Source organism: Streptomyces sp. NPDC096310 (assembly GCF_044763125.1).
Lineage (GTDB): Bacteria > Actinomycetota > Actinomycetes > Streptomycetales > Streptomycetaceae > Streptomyces.
In genome coordinates this window covers 137,624-159,807 of the sequence record NZ_JBIWFO010000013.1, presented here as the reverse complement: position 1 = coordinate 159,807, position 22,184 = coordinate 137,624, and the positions used below count along the sequence as shown (strand labels likewise).

At 68.9% G+C, this 22,184-nt stretch carries 19 protein-coding genes; 16 read left to right on the top strand and 3 right to left on the bottom strand.

Going from position 1 to position 22,184, the window contains the following annotated elements; all coding sequences use genetic code 11:
* Nucleotides 1-81 precede the first annotated feature (81 nt).
* On the bottom strand, nucleotides 82-1,032 hold the full coding sequence (locus tag ACIQ7D_RS23720) for a helix-turn-helix domain-containing protein (RefSeq protein WP_403940576.1): 951 nt from the start codon (nucleotides 1,030-1,032) through the stop codon (nucleotides 82-84).
* Nucleotides 1,033-1,142: 110 nt separating this feature from the next.
* Between ACIQ7D_RS23720 and ACIQ7D_RS23715 the strand changes: the two genes are divergently transcribed.
* On the top strand, nucleotides 1,143-1,676 hold the full coding sequence (locus ACIQ7D_RS23715; protein ID WP_403940575.1) for an ATP-binding protein: 534 nt from the start codon (nucleotides 1,143-1,145) through the stop codon (nucleotides 1,674-1,676).
* The gene (locus tag ACIQ7D_RS23710; protein WP_403940573.1) at nucleotides 1,673-1,795 is read left to right on the top strand and encodes a hypothetical protein; all 123 of its coding nucleotides are present in this window, start codon (nucleotides 1,673-1,675) and stop codon (nucleotides 1,793-1,795) included. Before ACIQ7D_RS23715 ends, ACIQ7D_RS23710 begins: the two co-directional genes overlap by 4 nt.
* 1,547 nt (nucleotides 1,796-3,342) lie before the next feature.
* On the opposite strand, the gene ACIQ7D_RS23705 is transcribed toward ACIQ7D_RS23710, so the two are convergent.
* Nucleotides 3,343-4,206: a C40 family peptidase gene (locus ACIQ7D_RS23705; protein WP_403940571.1), complete on the bottom strand. Its 864-nt coding sequence runs from the start codon at nucleotides 4,204-4,206 to the stop codon at nucleotides 3,343-3,345.
* Between the two features lie 859 nt (nucleotides 4,207-5,065).
* Between ACIQ7D_RS23705 and ACIQ7D_RS23700 the strand changes: the two genes are divergently transcribed.
* From ACIQ7D_RS23700 to nuoN, 14 genes are all read left to right on the top strand, one after another.
* Entirely contained in the window at nucleotides 5,066-5,425 is a 360-nt protein-coding gene (locus ACIQ7D_RS23700; RefSeq protein ID WP_385003910.1) for an NADH-quinone oxidoreductase subunit A, read from the top strand.
* A 19-nt stretch (nucleotides 5,426-5,444) separates the two neighbouring features.
* On the top strand, nucleotides 5,445-5,999 hold the full coding sequence (locus tag ACIQ7D_RS23695) for an NADH-quinone oxidoreductase subunit B family protein (protein ID WP_313944763.1): 555 nt from the start codon (nucleotides 5,445-5,447) through the stop codon (nucleotides 5,997-5,999).
* Nucleotides 5,996-6,778 carry an NADH-quinone oxidoreductase subunit C gene (locus ACIQ7D_RS23690; RefSeq protein ID WP_403940568.1) on the top strand — a complete coding sequence of 261 codons (783 nt, stop codon included), beginning with the start codon at nucleotides 5,996-5,998 and terminating at the stop codon, nucleotides 6,776-6,778. The genes ACIQ7D_RS23695 and ACIQ7D_RS23690 overlap by 4 nt, the downstream gene beginning before the upstream one ends.
* Complete coding sequence (locus ACIQ7D_RS23685; protein WP_403940566.1) at nucleotides 6,778-8,145, top strand: NADH-quinone oxidoreductase subunit D; 1,368 nt, start codon at nucleotides 6,778-6,780, stop codon at nucleotides 8,143-8,145. The genes ACIQ7D_RS23690 and ACIQ7D_RS23685 overlap by 1 nt, the downstream gene beginning before the upstream one ends.
* Nucleotides 8,146-8,180: 35 nt before the next feature.
* On the top strand, nucleotides 8,181-9,023 hold the full coding sequence (gene nuoE, locus ACIQ7D_RS23680) for an NADH-quinone oxidoreductase subunit NuoE (RefSeq protein ID WP_403940627.1): 843 nt from the start codon (nucleotides 8,181-8,183) through the stop codon (nucleotides 9,021-9,023).
* Complete coding sequence (gene nuoF, locus ACIQ7D_RS23675) at nucleotides 9,023-10,384, top strand: NADH-quinone oxidoreductase subunit NuoF (RefSeq protein ID WP_403940564.1); 1,362 nt, start codon at nucleotides 9,023-9,025, stop codon at nucleotides 10,382-10,384. The genes nuoE and nuoF overlap by 1 nt, the downstream gene beginning before the upstream one ends.
* The gene (locus tag ACIQ7D_RS23670; RefSeq protein WP_403940561.1) at nucleotides 10,381-12,996 is read left to right on the top strand and encodes an NADH-quinone oxidoreductase subunit G; all 2,616 of its coding nucleotides are present in this window, start codon (nucleotides 10,381-10,383) and stop codon (nucleotides 12,994-12,996) included. The genes nuoF and ACIQ7D_RS23670 overlap by 4 nt, the downstream gene beginning before the upstream one ends.
* Nucleotides 12,993-14,393 carry an NADH-quinone oxidoreductase subunit NuoH gene (gene nuoH, locus ACIQ7D_RS23665; RefSeq protein ID WP_403940559.1) on the top strand — a complete coding sequence of 467 codons (1,401 nt, stop codon included), beginning with the start codon at nucleotides 12,993-12,995 and terminating at the stop codon, nucleotides 14,391-14,393. The genes ACIQ7D_RS23670 and nuoH overlap by 4 nt, the downstream gene beginning before the upstream one ends.
* Before the next feature lie 61 nt (nucleotides 14,394-14,454).
* Nucleotides 14,455-15,036, top strand: a complete 582-nt coding sequence (nuoI, locus tag ACIQ7D_RS23660; RefSeq protein ID WP_403940625.1) for an NADH-quinone oxidoreductase subunit NuoI — start codon at nucleotides 14,455-14,457, stop codon at nucleotides 15,034-15,036.
* Nucleotides 15,033-15,956 carry an NADH-quinone oxidoreductase subunit J gene (locus tag ACIQ7D_RS23655; RefSeq protein ID WP_403940557.1) on the top strand — a complete coding sequence of 308 codons (924 nt, stop codon included), beginning with the start codon at nucleotides 15,033-15,035 and terminating at the stop codon, nucleotides 15,954-15,956. The genes nuoI and ACIQ7D_RS23655 overlap by 4 nt, the downstream gene beginning before the upstream one ends.
* The gene (gene nuoK / locus ACIQ7D_RS23650) at nucleotides 15,953-16,252 is read left to right on the top strand and encodes an NADH-quinone oxidoreductase subunit NuoK (RefSeq protein ID WP_403940555.1); all 300 of its coding nucleotides are present in this window, start codon (nucleotides 15,953-15,955) and stop codon (nucleotides 16,250-16,252) included. The genes ACIQ7D_RS23655 and nuoK overlap by 4 nt, the downstream gene beginning before the upstream one ends.
* A 14-nt stretch (nucleotides 16,253-16,266) precedes the next feature.
* The gene (nuoL, locus tag ACIQ7D_RS23645; protein ID WP_403940553.1) at nucleotides 16,267-18,186 is read left to right on the top strand and encodes an NADH-quinone oxidoreductase subunit L; all 1,920 of its coding nucleotides are present in this window, start codon (nucleotides 16,267-16,269) and stop codon (nucleotides 18,184-18,186) included.
* A 6-nt stretch (nucleotides 18,187-18,192) separates the two neighbouring features.
* Nucleotides 18,193-19,797: an NADH-quinone oxidoreductase subunit M gene (locus tag ACIQ7D_RS23640; protein ID WP_403940551.1), complete on the top strand. Its 1,605-nt coding sequence runs from the start codon at nucleotides 18,193-18,195 to the stop codon at nucleotides 19,795-19,797.
* Nucleotides 19,794-21,446, top strand: a complete 1,653-nt coding sequence (nuoN, locus tag ACIQ7D_RS23635; protein WP_403940549.1) for an NADH-quinone oxidoreductase subunit NuoN — start codon at nucleotides 19,794-19,796, stop codon at nucleotides 21,444-21,446. The genes ACIQ7D_RS23640 and nuoN overlap by 4 nt, the downstream gene beginning before the upstream one ends.
* 100 nt (nucleotides 21,447-21,546) lie before the next feature.
* Here the strand turns inward: nuoN and ACIQ7D_RS23630 are convergent, their stop codons facing one another.
* Nucleotides 21,547-22,152 carry a Uma2 family endonuclease gene (locus ACIQ7D_RS23630; RefSeq protein ID WP_403940623.1) on the bottom strand — a complete coding sequence of 202 codons (606 nt, stop codon included), beginning with the start codon at nucleotides 22,150-22,152 and terminating at the stop codon, nucleotides 21,547-21,549.
* Nucleotides 22,153-22,184 lie beyond the last annotated feature (32 nt).

Here is a 22,184-nt window from a genome sequence, read left to right as displayed (position 1 = left end):
TGGGGATCGTCTGGCGTGTGGTGCGAAATGACGTAAGTGTCTTCTACCCAGGAGGAGTTAGCATGCCATCACTCGATCGGGTTAAGTGCGAGGTTGATCAGATCTTGAGGAACCCGACCGGAACCCTGGACCTCGCCCCCACGACCTCGGCTGCTGGAGCTGGACCTGTGTGAGACGACGACGCTGGGACCGGGTCGGGACGCGTGAGCCCAGGTAGTCGTCCACCATGGCGGACCGGCTCATACCGATGGACATACCGGGAGGCAACGCCTGGGTCCGGAGCTGCTGGTAGACCCTTCCGTACGACCCCACCTCGTCCGGATCCTGAAAGAGCTGACCATCGTCCACGCTCTCGGTATAGGCGAATTCGGTGCCGTCCGGCATGGTCAGAAGAGTGAGTGAACCGCCCAGATGCGCATGTTCGCCGGAGCTGAAGGCGAGCACATGAAACGTGAAGCGCGGATTGTCCGTGACGTCGAGGAGCCGGGCGAGCTGGTTGCGCATGACGGCGACACCGCCCATGGGCCGTCGCAGTACCGACTCATCGATGATCAGGTGAATTTCGGGCGCCTCGGGCCCGTTCAGCAACGCCTGGCGATCGAGACGCGCGGCGACCCGTTCCTGGAGCTGTTCCTTCGACTTCAGATTACGGCCCTTGCGCAGCACGGCGTGGGCGTAGTCCTCCGTCTGGAGCAGGCCGGGAACGGTGTGCGACATGTAGACGGAGATCCGCACGGCGCACTTCTCCGCCACCATGAAGCCATGAGACCAGTTCGGATACCTCTCACGTCGAACGTGCGGCCACATTTCCTCCAGTAGTCCATCGGCATCCAACGTCGTGTCCAGCGCGCGGGCGAGATGGATGGTGGGCTTACTGCCGGTGGCCAATTCGACTTGGGCGATGCGCGAATGCTCAACGCTGACCAAGCGCCCCGGCTCTCGCTGCGTCAGTCCCTTTCGCGCACGAAGACGGCGTACGCGACCGCCGAAGAGTCCGGCCACCGACAAGGAGGTGTCAATTTCTTTGGCCATAGCCTCACTCCCGAATTTTAGTAATCGATCGATCAAGGCAATCCCTCTGTTGAGCTTACGGGCGTTCCGCAACCCTTGGACACGGAACGTGAGTACAAGGACGCGGAAGGATGCGGTGTGTGGTGGGCGAGGAAGCGGAAGCGACGACTGCGGCAACGCCGGGCAGCAGCGGCGCGCGGCGACGGCTGTCCCTGATGATCGCCGCGCACGGCATGGACGGGTCCCTGCTGGTGCGCAAGGCGCGGGAGCCGGAGTCCGTCCTCTGTGAGGATTCCCTCGCATACACCCCCGTCGTCGGCAGCGTGCCCCTGGTCCGGCACCGCGCCGGCCGACTGGCGGTCGAGTGGGGGCATCCCGAACTGGCCTGGTCGGCCGCGCTGCTGGTCAGCGAGCTGGCCACGAACGCCCTGCTGTACGGCTGCCTGCGGGACCGCCTGTTCCGGGTACGGCTCGCGCTGACGGAGAGCGCGCTCCGTATCGAGGGGAGCGACCCGCGAGGTGAGCGCTTGCCGGTGCCGCGCATCGCCGACGACGAGGAGTGCTTCGGCAGGGGCCTGCTGATCGTCGAACAGGTCGCGGACCGCTGGGGCGTCGAGCCCCGGGAAGCCGGCAAGACGGTGTGGTGCGAACTGTGGACCCGGTGAACTGCCGCGCCCTGTGGGGCGTTGTGGTGCTCTGCGTCACCTTCGCGGTACTGGTGGCGGGCATCCTGTACGCCCGCCCCCGCCCGCCCGGCTCGCACGACCATTCCCCGGCCCCCTGAACCTCCCCTGCTGGTGGGCGCGGAGGCTGGGTACACGTACACCTGTCACTGCCACGTGGACCCGATCCGCGTCCTGGTCCGGGTCGCGGAGACCCGCGTAAGCAGGGCCACGGTGGCTGGTGAGGGCGCGGTCGTGGTGTGGGGTGGTGACGGGCTTCGTCAAGCGTCTACCGGCCGGATGAGGGTCGGGCTTCATGCCCCGCTGGTCACTGTCGGGTGTTGGCTGCGGGTTCGGGCGGTGGCCTGTCGGGGTGGGCCGGGGGTGTGTGGTGTCGGGCGGTCCGCCCCCTCCAGCTCTGATGGTCGCGGCTCCAGGGTGCGCGTCAAGGGCGCTCCTTCGTCGCGTCGGCTTCGCCGATGTCGCTGCGCTCCACCCTTGACCCGCACCCTTGCGCCGCTGGGAGAGCTTTTTCGGGAGGGGGCGGGGGGGAAGGGTCCACTGGGGAACTGCGCTGTGCCTTCGGTGGGTTGCAGGCTGCCGGGCCTGTTCGCCCTGCGGGGCACGCGGTCGTGGAGTGGGGTGGTGACGCGTTTCGTCAAGCGTCCGTCGACCGGCCGTGTGCTGGGCTTCATGCCCCGCTGGTCACTGTCCGCTGGTGAGTGCGGGTTCAGGCGGTGGCCTGTCGGGGTGGGGTGGGTGCCGGGAGTCCCGATCAGGCGCTTCCTCACCCGAAAAGCATGCACTATGCCCCACTTTGCCCTATCTGGAAGGGGGTTGGGCGCCCGTCGTTCCACTCGTGCGGACCGAAAGCTCCGCTATGCGGGACTTTCGGTCCATGCACCCCCTCTGAGCACCACCCCCGCCCCACATGCCACACCCGCCCCGAAGTCACCTGGCCTCTCCACTCACGGCGGGTGACCAGCGGGGCATGAGCCCCGGCCAGCATCCGGTCGCCGGACGCTTGACGAAAGCCGCCACCACCCCACACCACTGCCGCGTGCCCCGCAGGGCGAACCGGCCCGGCAGCCTGCAATCCACCGACGGAACAGACGTGTTTCCCAGTGGACCCTTCCCCCCGCCCCCTCCCCCCTGCCTTTTCCAGCGGTGCAGGGACGGGGGTCAAGGGTGGAGCGCAGCGACATCGGCGAAGCCGACGCGACGGAGGAGCGCCCTTGACGCCCGGCCCGGAACCGCGATCATCGGATCAGGGAGGGGGCGGACCGCCCGCATAACGCGCCCCCGGCCCACCCCGACAGGCCACCGCCCGAACCCGCACCCACCACCCGACAGTGACCAGCGGGGCATGAAGCCCAACCCTCATCCGGCCGGTAGACGCTTGACGAAGCCCGTCACCACCCCACTCCACTGCCGCGCGCCCCGCAGGGCCAACCGGCCCGCCACCCTGCAACCCACCCGCCCGACACCACGCACCCGGGCCCGCCCCAACGGCGAAAGCCCGCATCCCCGGGGTGGGGTGCGGGTCTTCGCCGTGGCGCTTGAAGCTCGGCGCCTGAAGCGTGGCGCTTGAAGCTCGGGGCTTGAAGCCTGAGCCCTATATAGGGATCAGGGATCAGGGATCAGGGGTTAGGGATTACGGGTTAGGGATTTAGAGGACGCGGACCGCGCCGCTCGGCGGGTCGTAGTCCAGGGACGCCTGGACGACGCCCTTGCTCGGGTTCTGCGCGCCGACGAACTCGCCGCCGCCGATGTAGATCGCCGTGTGGTACGCGCTGCCCGCGCCGCCCCAGTAGAGGATGTCGCCCGGCTGGAGGTTGTCCAGGGAGACCTGTGTGCCCGCCACCGACTGGTCCTGCGAGACGCGGGGGAGGTCGACGCCGATCTGGCTGAACGCGGCCTGGACGAGGCCGGAGCAGTCCCAGGCGTTCGGGCCAGTGGAGCCCATGATGTACGCGTCGCCCACCTGTGCCTGCGCGAAGGCGACCACGGCGGCGGCCGAGCCGGTCGCCTGCGAGGTGGCCTTGGAGACGGTGCTGGTGGCGGACGACGAGCCGGTGGAGGAGCCGGAGTTCGACGAGGAGTTGCTGAGCGTCGTGCGCTCGGCGGTACGGGAGGCGCGCTCGGCGGCCGCGGCCGCCTTCGCGCGGGCCTCGTCGGCCTTCCGCTTGGCCTCCGCCTTGCGCTCGGCTTCGGCCTTGCGCTCGGCCTCCGCCTTCGCGGTCTTGGCGGTCTTGGCCGCCTTCGCGGCGGCGATGTTCTGCTGGGCCTGGAGGTCGAGGGTGTTGGCCACCCGCTGGGTCGCGTCGGCCGACCGGGCGAAGTCGCCGGCGAGGCCCGAGGTGAGGGTGGGCATTTCGATGGTCTCGGTCACCGGCTCGGCGTTCGCCGGCGCGGCGGCACCTGCGACCGCGATCGTGCTGAGGACGCCACCGGCGACTCCGGCGCGAAGGCTGACGCGCGGGGTGCTCCGGCGGGGTTTCCGGTGGCTGGGTATCTGAGCGGTGTGGGACATGAGACCAACGGCTATCAGGTCAGCCCGGGTTCGCGTCAAGAAACGTGGGGTGCGCCACAGTTGTGTCCGGAATCTGTGAATCCGCTTTCCGCTGGCCTTTATTGACGCCGTAACGGGCAAACCGGGCATGAGTGATCATGGCCGTGATCACGGGCTTTCCGATAAAGGTCCGAATTGCCTGCCGCTTACCATCGCTTCGCACTCATGGCCAAGCCCCCTTCTTTGGGGGGTTGAGTGAAGTGACGCAGGTCACTTTTTGGACGCGTAGGTAACAGGTCGGTCACCGTTCGACTGTCGGTCCGGTCACATGAGGTGTGGGACGTTCCCGGATGAGGTCTTTCCGTCGTTCCCGCGAGTCCGTTCCGCCGCTCGCGCGCCCGCGCGAGCGGAGTCCCCGTGCCCATGCCGAGCCCGTGCCGGGTTGCTCGTGAATGCGCGCACATATCCCTATCGGTCCACCCGGAGCCCGTCGGTAGCTCGCCCGGGTGACGCGCGGCGGCCGTATCACTCGAAAGTGTCTCATCGCCAATTTGCTTGTACGGTGCATCTCTTGATAGGGCGGCAGGCCTCTGATCAGCACTGACCGGCTCGAATGTCACGTCTGGTGATCGCGTGGCCGCTTCGCGTATGAAGATCACCCCTCATCCGGCTTCATGATCCTTCGTCAGGTGGTGGAGATCACAAAGTCACCGTTGTACCCCGTGTCGCAGATCACAGGTCACCGGGCATAGGATGCGGGGCAGCCGGGCTTGTGAACTGCCTCACATGTACGCGATCTTCGGCGATCCGCGGCGAGGCGGCGAGGCGGTCCGCCCGGTGCGATCCAACGGTCAAGGACGACTGGAAGGAGCTGAGGGGCGTGAATGCCTACGCACCCATCCTCGTGCTCGGCGCCCTGGGGGCCGGGTTTGCGATCTTCTCCGTGGTCATGGCCACGCTTATCGGCCCAAGGCGCTACAACCGGGCGAAAGTCGAAGCGTACGAGTGCGGCATCGAGCCCACGCCGACGCCGGCCGGGGGCGGCCGATTCCCCATCAAGTACTACCTGACGGCGATGCTCTTCATCATTTTCGATATTGAGGTCGTCTTCCTTTACCCCTGGGCGGTCACCTTCGACTCCCTGGGGATTTTCGGGCTCGTGGAGATGCTGCTCTTCGTGCTCACCGTCTTCGTCGCCTACGCGTATGTGTGGCGGCGCGGCGGTCTGGAATGGGACTAAAGGGGCTGAGGGGCCACCAATGGGACTCGAAGAGAAGCTGCCGAGCGGTTTCCTGCTGACCACCGTCGAACAGGCGTCGGGCTGGGTACGGAAGTCCTCCGTCTTCCCCGCCACGTTCGGTCTCGCCTGCTGCGCCATCGAGATGATGACGACCGGCGCCGGGCGGTACGACCTGGCGCGGTTCGGCATGGAGGTCTTCCGCGGCTCGCCGCGCCAGGCCGATCTGATGATCGTGGCGGGGCGGGTGAGCCAGAAGATGGCGCCCGTCCTGCGGCAGGTCTACGACCAGATGCCCAACCCCAAGTGGGTGATCTCCATGGGGGTCTGTGCCTCGTCGGGCGGGATGTTCAACAACTACGCGATCGTGCAGGGCGTCGACCATGTCGTCCCTGTCGACATCTACCTGCCCGGCTGCCCACCACGTCCCGAGATGCTGATGGACGCCATCCTCAAGCTCCACCAGAAGATCCAGAGCTCCAAGCTCGGGGTCAACGCGGAGGAAGCCGCCCGCGAGGCGGAGGAGGCGGCCCTCAAGGCTCTCCCGTTGATCGAGATGAAGGGGCTGCTGCGGTGAGCGACAAGCAGCGATCCGGGGACGACAGCCGACGGCCCGGTGACGACAGCCGCCCCGCGGACGGCGCATCGCCCTCCGGGGAGAACGTTCCCTCCGCGCGGGACCGGACCGACGAGCCCATCCGCGTACAGAAGGGCATGTTCGGCGCCAACAACGGCGGGGACACCTCCGGATACGGCGGGCTCGTACGGACCGTGACGCTGCCGGGTGCTTCCTCCCGGCCGTACGGCGGCCCCGGCGGCGTCTTCGACGAGATCGCCGACGAGCTGGAGGGCGCGCTGGAGGAGCAGGGCCTGGTCCCCGGCAACGCCATCGGGAAGACGGTCGTCGACCGCGGCGAGCTGACCTTCCACATCGAGCGCGAGCATCTCGTCCAGGTGGCCCGCACCCTGCGCGACGACCCGGCCCTGCGCTTCGAGCTGTGCACGGGGGTGTCCGGCGTCCACTACCCCACCGACAAGGGCCGCGAGCTGCACGCCGTCTACCACCTGCGCTCGCTCACCCACGGCCGGCTGATCCGCCTGGAGGTCTCCGCCCCGGACGCCGACCCGCACGTACCGTCCCTGGTCGCGGTCTATCCGACCAACGACTGGCACGAGCGCGAGACGTACGACTTCTTCGGCCTGATCTTCGACGGCCACCCCGCCCTGACCCGGATCATGATGCCGGACGACTGGCAGGGCTTCCCGCAGCGCAAGGACTACCCGCTCGGCGGTATCCCCGTCGAGTACAAGGGCGCCCAGATCCCGGCTCCGGACCAGCGGAGGTCGTACTCCTGATGACCACTTCACACGCCTCCGCGCCGCAGGACTCCGCCCCGGACGCCTTCGACGCGCTCGGCTCCGGCCGGGAGACCACCGAAGGCACCGTCTACACGGTCACCGGCGGCGACTGGGACGAGGTCGTCCAGTCCGCCGCCAAGGCCGACGACGAGCGGATCGTCGTCAACATGGGTCCCCAGCACCCGTCCACCCACGGGGTGCTGCGACTGATCCTGGAGATCGAGGGCGAGACCGTCACCGAGGCCCGCTGCGGCATCGGCTACCTGCACACCGGCATCGAGAAGAACCTCGAATTCCGCAACTGGACGCAGGGCACCACCTTCGTCACGCGCATGGACTACCTGACGTCGTTCTTCAACGAGACGGCGTACTGCCTGGGCGTCGAGAAGCTGCTCGGCATCGAGGACGACATCCCGGACCGGGCCACGCTCATCCGCGTCCTGCTGATGGAGCTGAACCGGCTCTCGTCGCACCTCGTCTGTCTCGCCACCGGCGGGATGGAGCTGGGCGCGACCACGATAATGATCTACGGATTCCGCGATCGTGAACTGATTCTCGATGCCTACGAGATGATCACGGGACTGCGGATGAACCACGCGTTCATCCGCCCCGGCGGGCTCGCCCAGGACTTCCCCCCGGGCGCCGTCGACTCCCTGCGCGAGCTGCTGAAGAAGCTGCGGAAGAACCTGCCGGAGTACGACAAGCTCGCCACCGGCAACCCGATCTTCAAGGCCCGTATGCAGGACGTCGGCTATCTCGACCTGACCGGCTGCATGGCGCTGGGCGCCACCGGCCCCATCCTGCGCTCCGCCGGGCTCCCGCACGACCTGCGCAGGAGCGACCCGTACTGCGGGTACGAGACGTTCGAGTTCGACGTCCCGACCGCCGACACCTGCGACGCGTACGGCCGCTTCCTCATCCGCCTGGAGGAGATGCGCCAGTCGCTGCGGATCGTCGAACAGTGCCTGGACCGGCTGGAGCCGGGCCCGGTGATGGTCGCCGACAAGAAGATCGCCTGGCCCGCGCAGCTCGCGCTCGGCCCGGACGGGCTCGGCAACTCCCTCGACCACATCAAGAACATCATGGGCACGTCCATGGAGGCTCTGATCCATCACTTCAAGCTGGTGACGGAGGGCTTCCGGGTCCCGGCCGGTCAGGCGTACGCCGCCGTGGAGTCGCCCAAGGGCGAACTCGGCGCGCATGTCGTCTCCGACGGGGGCACCCGCCCGTACCGCGTGCACTTCCGCGATCCGTCCTTCACCAATCTCCAGGCCATGGCGGCGATGTGCGAGGGCGGCCAGGTCGCCGACGTCATCGTCGCCGTCGCGTCCATCGACCCCGTGATGGGAGGCGTCGACCGGTGACCGCCACACCGCCCAAAGCCGAGGTCAGCCTCGGGATGCCGCAGCTCCCCGCCCCCGCCTACCCGGACGAGGTACGCGCCCGGCTCGAAGGGGACGCCAAGGAGATCATCGGCCGCTACCCGGACTCCCGCTCCGCGCTGCTGCCGCTGCTCCACCTCACGCAGTCGGAGGAGGGGTTCGTCTCCCGTACGGGGATGGCCTTCTGCGCCGAACAGCTCGGCCTGACCACCGCCGAGGTCACCGCCGTCGCCACCTTCTACTCCATGTACCGGCGCGAACCCGGCGGCGAGTACCAGGTCGGCGTCTGCACCAACACGCTCTGCGCGGTGATGGGCGGCGACGCGATCTTCGACTCGCTGAAGTCGCACCTCGGCGTCGACAACCACGGGACGACCCCCGACGGCAAGATCACCCTCGAACACATCGAGTGCAACGCGGCCTGCGACTTCGCGCCCGTGGTGATGGTCAACTGGGAGTTCTTCGACAACCAGACGCCGGACACCGCACTGCGCCTCGTCGACGACCTGCGCGACGGACGAACCGTCGCACCCACCCGGGGCGCGCCGCTGTGCACGTACAAGGAGACCGCGCGCATCCTGGCCGGCTTCCCCGACGAGCGTCCCGGCGCCGTCGAGGCCACCGGCGGTGCCGGCCCCGCGTCGCTGGTCGGGCTGCGGCTCGCCAAGGGCGAGGCGCCGCAGCGGGTGGTACGCCCCCGGGACGGCGCGGACCCCCACGACCGGGGCCCCCGCGCCACCGCTCCGCACGACGCGCCGCAGCCGGGCGCCGAGCACCTCAGCTCGCACGACGCGCCGCAGCAGACCTCGGCCTCCGACCCGGAGCACCCGGCCGGACCCGTAGCCGAGGAGGGGGAGTGATGACCATGGCCACCGAGCTCAACGAGAACGGGACCAGCCCGGAGAAGCTCCTCGCGCCCGTCCTGTCCGCCTTCTGGGACCAGCCCGAACCATGGACGCTGGCCACCTACGAGCGGCACGAGGGGTACGAGGGGCTGCGCAAGGCGCTGGCCATGTCGCCCGACGACCTCATCGCGTACGTCAAGGACTCGGGCCTGCGCGGGCGCGGCGGCGCCGGCTTCCCCACCGGGATGAAGTGGCAGTTCATCCCGCAGGGCGACGGCAAGCCGCACTATCTGGTCGTCAACGCGGACGAGTCGGAACCCGGCACCTGCAAGGACATCCCTCTTCTCTTCGCCAACCCGCACTCCCTCATCGAGGGCATCGTGATCGCCTGTTACGCGATCCGCTCGCGGCAGGCGTTCATCTATCTGCGCGGCGAGGTCGTCCCCGTACTGCGCAGGCTCCACGAGGCGGTGCGCGAGGCGTACGCGGCGGGGTATCTCGGCACGAACATCCTGGGCAGCGGACTCGACCTCGATGTCGTCGTGCACGCGGGCGCGGGCGCGTACATCTGCGGTGAGGAGACCGCGCTGCTCGACTCCCTGGAGGGGCGTCGCGGACAGCCCCGGCTGCGTCCTCCCTTCCCGGCGGTGGCGGGCCTGTACGCCTGCCCCACTGTGGTGAACAACGTCGAGTCCATCGCGTCGGTTCCCGCGATCCTCAACCGGGGCAAGGACTGGTTCAGGTCCATGGGCAGCGACAAGTCCCCGGGCTTCACCCTCTACTCGCTCAGCGGGCATGTCACCAACCCCGGCCAGTACGAGGCTCCGCTCGGCGTCACGCTGCGCCAGCTCCTCGACATGAGCGGCGGTATCCGGGCCGGGCACCGCCTCAAGTTCTGGACGCCGGGCGGCTCCTCGACCCCGATGTTCACCGAGGAGCACCTCGACGTCCCGCTCGACTACGAGGGCGTCGGCGCCGCCGGTTCCATGCTCGGCACCAAGGCGCTCCAGTGCTTCGACGAGACGACCTGCGTCGTACGGGCCGTCACCCGCTGGACCGAGTTCTACGCACACGAGTCCTGCGGCAAGTGCACACCGTGCCGCGAGGGGACGTACTGGCTCGTCCAGTTGCTCCGCGACATCGAGGAGGGCAAGGGCGAGCTGTCCGACCTCGACAAACTGGGCGACATCGCCGACAACATCAACGGCAAGTCCTTCTGCGCGCTCGGCGACGGCGCCGCCTCCCCGATCTTCTCCTCGCTCAAGTACTTCCGCGCGGAGTACGAGCAGCACATCACCGGCAAGGGCTGCCCCTTCGACCCCGCGAAGTCCACCGTGTGGGCAGACCAGAACCCGCACCTGGAGGTGAACGCATGACGGTGACGACGAATGCTCCCTCCGGGGGCGGTGAAGCCGCGGTTCCGCCCGAAGACCTCGTCTCGCTGACGATCGACGGCATCGGAATCTCCGTCCCCAAGGGGACGCTGGTGATCCGCGCCGCCGAACAGCTCGGCATCGAGATCCCGCGCTTCTGCGACCATCCGCTCCTCGACCCGGCCGGCGCCTGCCGCCAGTGCATCGTCGAGGTCGAGGGCCAGCGCAAACCGATGGCGTCCTGCACGATCACCTGCACCGACGGCATGGTCGTCAAGTCGCAGTTGACGTCACCGGTCGCCGAGAAGGCCCAGCGCGGGGTGATGGAGCTGCTGCTCATCAACCACCCGCTGGACTGCCCGGTCTGCGACAAGGGCGGCGAGTGCCCGCTCCAGAACCAGGCCATGCAGGTCGGTGACCCCGACACCCGCTTCGAGGGCAAGAAGCGTACGTTCGAGAAGCCCGTGCCGATCTCCACCCAGGTGCTGCTCGACCGGGAGCGGTGCGTGCTCTGCGCCCGCTGCACCCGGTTCTCGAACCAGATCGCCGGCGACCCGATGATCGAACTGATCGAGCGCGGCGCCCTCCAGCAGGTCGGCATCGGCGAGGGCGACCCCTTCGAGTCGTACTTCTCCGGCAACACCATCCAGATCTGCCCGGTCGGCGCGCTCACCTCTGCCGCGTACCGCTTCCGCTCCCGCCCCTTCGACCTGGTCTCCTCACCGAGCGTGTGCGAGCACTGCGCGGGCGGCTGCGCGACCCGTACGGACCACCGGCGCGGCAAGGTCATGCGGCGGCTGGCGGCCAACGAGCCCGAGGTCAACGAGGAATGGCTCTGCGACAAGGGCCGCTTCGGCTTCCGGTACGCCCAGAAGCGCGACCGGCTCACCACCCCGCTGGTGCGGAACGCGGACGGTGTCCTCGCACCGGCGAGCTGGCCGGAGGCGCTGGAGGCGGCGGCGCGCGGCCTGGGCGCGGCCCGGGGCAGGACCGGTGTGCTGACCGGCGGCCGGCTCACCGTCGAGGACGCGTACGCCTACGCCAAGTTCGCGCGCGTCGCCCTCGACACGAACGACATCGACTTCCGCGCCCGCGTGCACAGCGGTGAGGAGGCCGACTTCCTCGCGGCGTACGTCGCGGGCCGGGGCCATGACCTCGACGGTACGGGGATCACGTACACCACGCTGGAGGCCGCCCCGGCGGTGCTGCTCGCGGGGTTCGAGTCCGAGGAGGAGGCGCCCGGCGTCTTCCTGCGGCTGCGCAAGGCGCACCGCAAGCACGGCCAGCGGACCTACGCCCTGGCCACGCACGCCACCCGGGGCCTGGAGAAGGCGGGCGGCACGCTGCTGCCCGCCGCGCCGGGCACCGAGACGGAGTGGCTGACGGCACTTTCTCACGAGGGGCTGGTCTCGGAGACCGGGCTCGACGCGGACGGTACGGCCGCCGCGCGGGCGCTGCGCGAACCCGGCGCCGTGATCGTGGTCGGGGAGCGGCTGGCGGCCGTACCCGGCGGGCTCACCGCGGCGGCGCGTGCCGCCACCGCGACCGGCGCCCGGCTGGTGTGGATCCCGCGCCGGGCCGGCGAGCGCGGCGCGCTGGAGGCGGGCGCGCTCCCGTCGCTGCTGCCCGGCGGCCGGCCGGCCACGGATCCGCGGGCCCGTGAGGAAACCGCGGCGGTGTGGGGCGTACGCGAACTGCCGCACCGGTACGGCCGGGACACCGGCCAGATCGTCCGGGCCGCCGCCAACGGCGAGCTGAGCGCGCTGCTGGTCGCGGGCGTGGAAATCGCGGATCTGCCCGACCCGGCGGCGGCGCGGACCGCGCTGGACGAGGTCGGCTTCCTGGTCTCGCTGGAGCTGCGGCCCAGCGAGGTCACCGAGCGCGCCGATGTGGTCTTCCCGGTCGCCGCGGTCGCGGAGAAGCCCGGTACCTTCCTCAACTGGGAGGGCAGGGCGCGGCTGTTCGAGGCGGCGCTGAAGCCGGAGCAGATGACGCGGCGGCTCGCGCCGGGCGACGCGCGGGTGCTGCACATGCTCGCGGACACCCTCGACGTCGACTTCGCGCTGCCGGACCTCCGTGCCGTACGGGCCGAACTCGACCGGCTCGGCGGCTGGGACGGGCCACGTGCCACCGAGCCGACGGAATCGGCCCGTCCGGTGCCCAGGCCCGGCGACGGCGAGGCGGTCCTCGCGGGCCACCGGATGCTGCTGGACCTGGGCAGGCTCCAGGAGGGCGACGCGGCGCTGGCGGGTACGCGCCATGCGGCGGTGGCCCGGCTCTCCGCCGCGACGGCCGCCGAGACGGGCGTCAAGGACGGCGACGACCTGACCGTCTCCGGCCCGGCGGGCACGGTCACCCTGCCGCTGACGGTGACCGCGATGCCGGACCGGGTGGTGTGGCTGCCGCTGAACTCCACGGGAGGCGGCGTCCTCGCGGACACCGGTTCGCAGCCGGGGACGCTCGTACGGATCGGCCCGGCGGAACCGGCCGGTGCCGCACAGGACTCCACCGCGCGGCCCGGTTCCTCACCGTCCGGTCCCTCGCCGTCCGGCTCTTCACCGTCCGGTTCCTCGCCGTCCGGTCCCGCCGACGCAGCACCGGAGGTGCGCGCATGACCGCCTTCGCCCACATCGCGGCGGCCCCCGGGAGCGTCCTCGCCGCCGAGGACCTGTCGATGTTCGGCCGCGACCCCTGGTGGCTCGTGGTCGTCAAGGCCGTGTTCTGCTTCGCGTTCCTGATGGTGACCGTGCTCTTCGCCATCGTGTGGGAGCGCAAGGTCGTCGCCTGGATGCAGTTGCGTATCGGCCCCAACCGGCACGGCCCCTGGGGCATGCTCCAGTCGCTCGCCGACGGCGTGAAGCTGATGTTCAAGGAAGACATCATCGTCAAGCGCGCCGACAAGGTCGTCTACGTCCTCGCGCCGATCATCGCGGCCATCCCCGCGTTCATGGCGATCGCGGTGATCCCCTTCGGGCCCGCGGGCAACGAGGTCTCGATCTTCGGCCAGCGCACCACGATGCAACTCACCGACCTGCCCATCGCGATGCTCTACATCCTCGCGGTCGCCTCGGTCGGCATCTACGGCATCGTGCTCGCGGGATGGTCCTCGGGGTCGACGTACCCGCTGCTCGGCGGGTTGCGCTCGTGCGCGCAGATGATCTCGTACGAGATCGCCATGGGCGCCGCTTTCGCCTCGGTCTTCCTCTACTCCGGGTCGATGTCGACCTCGGCGATCGTCGAGGCGCAGGCGGACCGCTGGTACGTACTGCTGCTGCCGTTCTCCTTCATCATCTACATCGTCACGATGGTGGCGGAGACCAACCGCAACCCGTTCGACATGCCGGAGTCCGAGGGCGACCTGGTCGGCGGCTTCAACACCGAGTACTCGTCCATCAAGTTCGCGATGTTCATGCTCGCCGAGTACGTCAACATGGTGACCGTCTCGGCCGTCGCGACGACGCTCTTCCTCGGCGGCTGGCGCGCCCCGTGGCCGATCTCCACCTTCTGGGAGGGCGCGAACCACGGCTGGTGGCCGATGCTCTGGTTCGTTCTCAAGGTCCAGCTGCTGCTCTTCTTCTTCATCTGGCTGCGCGGCACGCTGCCCCGCGTCCGCTACGACCAGCTCATGAAGCTCGGCTGGAAGGTCCTGATCCCGGTCTCGCTGGTCTGGCTGATGCTCGTCGCGACCGTACGGGCGCTGCGCAACGAGAACTACTCCTTCCAGACGATCCTGCTGTACGTGGCCGGGGCGATCATCACGCTCCTGCTGCTCTCGTTCATCGCGGACATGTTCCGCGACCGGAAGGACAGGGCCGAGGCGGAACACGAACCGGAGCCACCGGCCTTCGATCCGATGGCGGGCGGTTTCCCCGTACCGCCGCTGCCCGGACAGACGCTGCCGCCGGTGCCGCGCAGGCGGCCCCGGCAGGAACGGGAGCTGATTGTCAGTGGCGGGGTCAATACTGTGAGTGACGGTACCGAGAGTGACGGAAAGGAGGCCGGCAGTGTCTGACTCTTCGCAGGACAACCTCCCGCAGCGGAGCGATCCGCAGGCGGACGTTCCGCAGGGCGACATCCCGCGTCCGCCGCGGAATCCGGTGGCCGGCTTCGGTCTGACCTTCAAGGCCATGTTCAAGAAGCGGCTGACGGAGCAGTATCCGGAGACGCCGAAGGTCACGGCGCCGCGCTTCCATGGCCGGCATCAGCTCAACCGCCATCCGGACGGCCTGGAGAAGTGCATCGGCTGCGAGCTGTGCGCGTGGGCCTGCCCGGCGGACGCGATCTATGTGGAAGGCGCGGACAACACGGAGGAGGAGCGCTACTCCCCGGGCGAGCGCTACGGCAGCGTCTACCAGATCAATTACGCGCGTTGCATCTTCTGCGGACTGTGCATCGAGGCCTGCCCGACCCGGGCGCTCACGATGACGAACGAGTTCGAGCTGGCCGACACCTCCCGCGAGAGCCTCATCTATACGAAGGAGCAGCTTCTCGCGGGCCTGGAGGAGGGCATGGTCGAGTCGCCGCACTCGATCTTCCCCGGCATGGACGAGCAGGACTACTACCGGGGCCTGGTCACGGAGGCCGCGCCCGGCACGGTCCGGCAGGTGGCCGCCGGCAAGGGCGAGAAGCCGCAGGACGAGGGGGCCGACGCATGAGCCTCCTGGCAAGCTCCCTGACCGCCCCGCTGGCCCCGTCGCTCGCGGCCGGATCGGTCACCTCGACCGGTGAGGCCGTCCAGTTCTGGATCCTCGGCACGGTCGCCGTGGTCGGCGCGCTCTGCACGATCCTGATGAAGAAGGCCGTGCACAGCGCGCTCAGTCTCGCCGCGACCATGATCATCCTGGCGATCTTCTACCTTGCCAACGGCGCCTACTTCCTGGGCGTCGTCCAGATCGTCGTCTACACCGGCGCGATCATGATGCTGTTCCTCTTCGTGGTCATGCTGGTCGGTGTCACCGCGGCAGACTCCCTGAAGGAGACGCTGAAGGGCCAGCGCTGGTGGGCCGCCGTCTGCGGGCTCGGCTTCGGTGTACTGCTCATCGCCGGGATCGGCCACGCCTCGCTGAACTCCTTCACGGGGCTCGCCCAGGCCAACGCGGGCGGCAACGTGGAGGGCCTGGCCGCCCTGATCTTCACGAAGTATGTCTTCGCCTTCGAGATCACCGGCGCGCTGCTGATCACCGCGGCGGTCGGCGCGATGGTGCTCACCCACCGGGAACGCACCGAGCGGGCCAGGACCCAGCGGGAGCTGGCCGAGGCGCGGGTACGGAGCGGCCAGTTGCCGCCGCTGCCCGCCCCCGGCGTCTACGCCCGGCACAACGCGGTGGACATCGCGGGCCTGCTGCCGGACGGCACCACCTCCGATCTGACGGTCAGCAGGACGCTGAAGGACCGGGGCCAGATCCGCGACGTGTCGAACGAGGCCATCGCGGACCTGAAGGCGCTGGAGCAGCGGTCGTCGGAGCGGCTGGGCCGTCGCGGCCTGAACCCCGCGGATTCCGGCCGGGGGGACCCTGGCGGCACGGATTCCGGCCGTACGGGTTCGGGACACGTGGACAAGGAGGTCAAGCGGTGAATCCGGTCAACTACCTCTACCTCGCCTCCCTGTTGTTCACCATCGGCGCCGCCGGTGTGCTGATCCGGCGGAACGCGATCGTGGTCTTCATGTGCATCGAGCTGATGCTGAACGCCTGCAATCTGGCGTTCGTCGCCTTCGCCCGGATGCACGGCAATCTCGACGGCCAGATCATCGCGTTCTTCACGATGGTCGTCGCCGCCGCGGAGGTCGTCGTCGGGCTCGCGATCATCGTCTCGCTGTTCCGTTCCCGCCACTCGGCCTCGGTCGACGACGCCAGCCTGATGAAGCTCTGAGGGGTCGCTGAATCGTGGAGAACTTGATTGCGCTGCTCGTCGCGGCGCCTCTGCTCGGAGCGGCGGTGCTGCTGTGCGGCGGCCGCAGGCTCGACCGCACGGGCCACTGGCTCGGCACACTGCTGGCCGCCGCGTCCTTCGTGATCGGCGTGGTGCTCTTCGGCGACATGCTCGGCAGGAGCGGTGAGGACCGCGCCCTGCACCAGCACCTGTTCTCCTGGATCCCCGTCGAGGGGTTCCAGGCGGACATCGCCTTCCAGCTCGACCAGTTGTCGATGACCTTCGTCCTGCTGATCACCGGTGTGGGCACCCTGATCCACATCTACTCGATCGGGTACATGGAGCACGACGAGCGGCGGCGCCGCTTCTTCGGCTATCTGAACCTGTTCCTGGCGGCGATGCTGCTGCTGGTCCTCGCGGACAACTACCTGCTGCTGTACTTCGGCTGGGAGGGCGTGGGCCTCGCCTCGTACCTGCTCATCGGGTTCTGGCAGCACAAGCCGAGCGCGGCGACGGCGGCGAAGAAGGCGTTCATCGTCAACCGTGTCGGTGACATGGGTCTGTCGATCGCGATCATGCTGATGTTCACGACGTTCGGGACGTTCGCCTTCGGCCCGGTCTTCGCGGCAACCGGTGACGCCACCGAGGGCACGCTGACGGCGATCGGCCTGCTGCTTCTGCTGGCCGCCTGCGGCAAGTCGGCACAGGTACCGCTCCAGTCCTGGCTGGGTGACGCGATGGAGGGCCCGACCCCGGTCTCGGCCCTGATCCACGCGGCGACGATGGTCACCGCGGGCGTCTACCTGATCACCCGCTCCTCCGCGATCTTCGACCTGGCCCCGGACGCCCAGTTGGCGGTCGTGGTGGTCGGCGCGGTGACGCTCCTGTTCGGTGCGATCGTCGGTTGCGCGAAGGACGACATCAAGAAGGCCCTCGCGGGGTCGACGATGTCGCAGATCGGCTACATGATCCTGGCGGCGGGCCTCGGCCCGATCGGCTATGTCTTCGCGATCATGCACCTGGTGACGCACGGCTTCTTCAAGGCCGGTCTCTTCCTCGGCGCCGGTTCGGTCATGCACGGCATGAACGACGAGGTCGACATGAGGAAGTACGGCGGCCTGCGGACATATATGCCCATCACCTTCGTCACCTTCGGCCTCGGCTACCTCGCGATCATCGGCTTCCCCGGCCTCTCCGGCTTCTTCTCCAAGGACATGATCATCGAGGCGGCCTTCGCCAAGGGCGGCACGGAGGGCTGGATCCTCGGCGCCGTCGCCCTGCTGGGCGCCGCGATCACCGCGTTCTACATGACCCGCGTGATGCTGATGACCTTCTTCGGCGAGAAGCGCTGGCAGCCCACAGCGTCCGACAGCGGCTCCGCCGCGGGCAAGGGCAACCCCCCGCACCCGCACGAGTCCCCGAAGTCCATGACCATCCCCATGATCATCCTGGCGTTCGGCTCGGTCTTCGCCGGCGGGTTCTTCTCCATCGGGGACCGCTTCGTCGGGTGGCTGGAGCCGGTCACCGGGTACGAACACGGACACGCGCCGGTCAGCGCGGCCGTCGTCACCGGCGCCACCATGGTCGTCCTGGTCATCGGGGTCGCCGTCGCCTGGTTCATGTACGGCCGCCGTCCCGTCCCGGTGGTCGCCCCGGGCGGCTCGCTCGCCACCCGCGCCGCCCGGCGCGATCTCCTCCAGGACGACTTCAACCATGTCGTCCTGGTCCGCGGCGGCGAACACCTCACCCGCTCCCTGGTGTACGTCGACCACACCCTGGTCGACGGGGTGGTCAACGGCACCGCGGCCTCGTTCGGCGGACTCTCAGGACGGCTGCGCAAGCTGCAGAACGGCTATGCCCGCACCTATGCGGTCTCGATGTTCGGAGGTACGGCAGTGCTCATCGCCGCGACCCTGCTGATGAGGGCGGTGTAACCGGATATGTCGTTCCCCCTTCTGACCGCGACGGCGGTGCTGCCCGCGATCGGGGCGATCGCCACGGCGGCCGTCCCGGCGGCCCGGCGTACCGCCGCCAAGTGGCTGGCGCTGTTCTTCTCGCTCGGCACGCTCGCGCTGGCCGCCGTGGTGCTGGTCCGCTTCGAGCCCGGCGGCGCCCGCTACCAGCTCACCGAGTCCCACGCCTGGATCGCGGACTTCGGGGTGCGGTACGAACTGGGCGTGGACGGCATCGGGGTGTCGCTCCTCGCGCTCACCGCGCTGCTGGTCCCGTTCGTGATCCTGGCGGGCTGGCATGATGCCGACCCGCTGGAGGACGTCAGCCCGAACCGCCGCTGGCGGCCGACCCAGGGCTTCTTCGCGCTGATCCTGATGGTCGAGGCGATGGTGATCCTCTCCTTCGAGGCCACCGACGTCTTCCTCTTCTACATCCTCTTCGAAGCCATGCTCATCCCGATGTACTTCCTCATCGGCGGCTTCGGCGACCGCGCCGCACCTGCTCAATTTGCCGCTACCGCGGCGGGGGGCGGCGACGAGGCGGCGGCGACCCAGCGCTCGTACGCGGCGGTCAAGTTCCTCCTCTACAACCTGGTCGGCGGACTGATCATGCTGGCCGCCGTCATCGGCCTCTACGTGGTCGCGGGCAGCTTCTCGCTCGCCGAGATCGCGGACGCGCGGGCCGCCGGCACCCTGTCCATGGCGACGAACACGGAGCGCCTACTCTTCCTGGGCTTCTTCTTCGCCTTCGCGGTGAAGGCCCCGCTGTGGCCACTGCACACCTGGCTGCCCAACGCCATGGGCGAGGCCACCGCGCCCGTCGCCGTACTGATCACCGCGGTCGTCGACAAGGTCGGCACGTTCGCGATGCTCCGCTTCTGCCTCCAGCTCTTCCCCGAGGCGTCCAAGTGGGCCACCCCCGCGATCCTGGTGCTGGCGCTGATCAGCATCGTCTACGGGGCGCTCCTCGCGGTCGGCCAGCGCGACATGAAGCGGCTGATCGCCTACGCGTCGATCTCGCACTTCGGCTTCATCATCATGGGCATCTTCGCGATGACCAGCCAGGGCCAGTCGGGCGCCACGCTCTACATGGTCAACCACGGGATCTCCACGGCCGCGCTGATGCTGGTGGCCGGCTTCCTGATCTCCCGGCGCGGCTCGCGGCTCATCGCCGACTACGGCGGGGTGCAGAAGGTCGCCCCGGTCCTCGCGGGCACGTTCCTGATCGGCGGGCTCGCCACGCTCTCCCTGCCGGGGCTCTCCCCGTTCGTCAGTGAATTCCTCGTCCTGGTCGGCACGTTCAGCCGGTATCCGGTGGTCGGCATCATCGCCACCCTTGGCATCGTGCTCGCCGCGCTCTATGTCCTGGTCCTCTACCAGCGCACCATGACCGGCGCGGTGAAGCCCGAGGTCAGGACCATGCCGGATCTGCGGATCCGGGAGCTGGTGGTCGTCACCCCGCTGATCGCGCTGCTTCTCTTCCTGGGCGTCTACCCGAAGCCGCTGACCGAGATCGTCAACCCGGCGGTGGAGCACACGATGTCCGACGTACAGAAGACCGATCCCAAGCCCGAGGTGGAGGCCGCTCCATGAGCGCGAATGTCGTCCACAACCTGTGGACAACGGCGGCGGCCGACGGAATCGCCAAGATCCCGGCCCCGAAGATCGAGTACGCGCAGCTCTCACCCGTGCTGATCGTGGTGGCCGCCGCGGTCCTGGGCATCCTGGCCGAGGCGTTCGTCCCCCGCAAGGCGCGCTACCACGCGCAGCTCTTCCTCTCCGTCGTCGCTCTCGCCGCGTCCTTCGCCGCGGTGGTCGGACTCGCGGCGGGCGGATACGGCACCACGAAGAAGCACATCGCCGCGATGGGTGCCATCGCCATCGACGGCCCGACGCTCTTCCTCCAGGGCACGATCCTGCTGGCGTCGGTCGTCGCCGTGTTCACCTTCGCCGAGCGCAGGCTCGACCCGGAAGCGCACGGCAACCGCGTCGACTCCTTCGTCGCGCAGGCCGCGTCCGTACCGGGGAGCGACAGCGAGAAGGCCGCGGTCAAGGCCGGGTTCACCACCACCGAGGTGTTCCCGCTGCTGATGTTCGCGGTCGCCGGCATGCTGGTCTTCCCGGCCGCCAACGACCTGCTGACGCTCTTCATCGCGCTGGAGGTCTTCTCCCTCCCGCTCTATCTGCTGTGCGCCCTGGCCCGTCGCAAGCGGCTGATGTCGCAGGAGGCCGCGGTCAAGTACTTCCTGCTGGGCGCCTTCTCCTCGGCCTTCCTGCTCTTCGGTGTCGCCCTGCTCTACGGGTACGCGGGCTCCGTCTCGTACGCCCGGATCGCCGAGGTCGTCGACGGCACGGTCCAGAGCGTCAACCCGGCGCTCGCCGACACCATGGGCAACGACGCGCTGCTGCTCATCGGCGGCGCGATGGTCCTGATGGGGCTGCTCTTCAAGGTCGGCGCCGTCCCGTTCCACATGTGGACCCCGGACGTCTACCAGGGCGCGCCCACCCCGGTCACCGGCTTCATGGCGGCGGCGACGAAGGTCGCCGCGTTCGGCGCGCTGCTGCGCCTGCTGTACGTGGTGCTGCCGGGCCTGCGCTGGGACTGGCGGCCGGTGATGTGGGGCGTCGTCATCATCACGATGCTGGGCGGCGCGATCGTCGCCATCACCCAGACCGACATCAAGCGGCTGCTGGCGTACTCCTCGATCGCGCACGCCGGGTTCATCCTGGCCGGGGTGATCGCGGGGAACAGCGCGGGGATCTCCTCCGTCCTCTTCTATCTGGCGGCGTACTCCTTCGTGACGATCGGCGCGTTCGCCGTCGTCACCCTGGTCCGCGACGCGGGCGGCGAGGCCACGCACCTCTCCCAGTGGGCGGGGCTCGGTCGGCGCTCGCCCCTGGTGGCCGCGGTCTTCGCCGTCTTCCTGCTCGCCTTCGCGGGTATCCCGCTGACCTCGGGTTTCTCGGGGAAGTTCGCCGTCTTCAAGGCGGCGGCCCAGGGCGGCGCGGGCACGCTGGTGGTGATCGGTGTGATCGCCTCGGCCATCGCGGCGTTCTTCTACATCCGGGTCATCGTGCTGATGTTCTTCAGCGAGCCGAAGCCTGAGGGCCCCACGGTCGCCGTGCCGTCGCCGCTCACGATGACGGCGATCGGCATGGGCGTCCTGGTCACCCTGGTCCTGGGCGTCGCCCCGCAGTACTTCCTCGACCTGGCGAGCCAGGCGGGAGGCTTCGTACGGTAGCGCCGCCCGGTGCGCACGGGGTGCGCACCGCGTATGTACGGCCGGGCCCGGCGCCTCCTCGGGGGAGGCGCCGGGCCCGGCCGCATCCGGCAGACTGCTACTACTGGCCAGCCGCCCGCCGACGTGCGGTGATGGCGGTGAGATCGAGATCGACCGAGAAGGGGACGGACACCTTCATTCGGTCATGGAAGATCCCGGTGCTTGTGTACACGCCCGTGGCCGGCTCCAGCTCGAAGGTGTAGACGACGGCTCGGTCGCCGTGGTTCTCCACGCGCCAGAAGTGCGGGATCTTGACCCGCGCGTACTTCAGAGGTTTGGTCTCGCGGTCCCGGGTCTTTGACTCCGGGGAGACAACCTCGATGGCCAGCAGTACCGACTCGGCGGGGAACCGGCACTGTTGCAGGTTCTGAACGGCATTCCCGCACACCACGACGACATCGGGCTCCGGCCGGTTGGACTCATCGATGTCGATGGTGAACTCGCGGATGACTTCCAGATCGTCAGGAACGAAGGACTGCAACTGCCATTCGAAGAATGTGACCGCGCGTGAGTGGAACAGGCTCTGCGGACTCACGAAAACAAGGCTCCCGTCGATCAGCTCCGTATGCGGAGGCAGGTTGGGAAGCCGGTCAAGGTCGTCGGCGGTCCAGCCACCCACGGGAGGGACCGCCCACCTGGCCTCCGGGGCCTCGGGCTCAGGTTCCACGCTCATCAGTGCTCCCATATGACGGAGTCTCG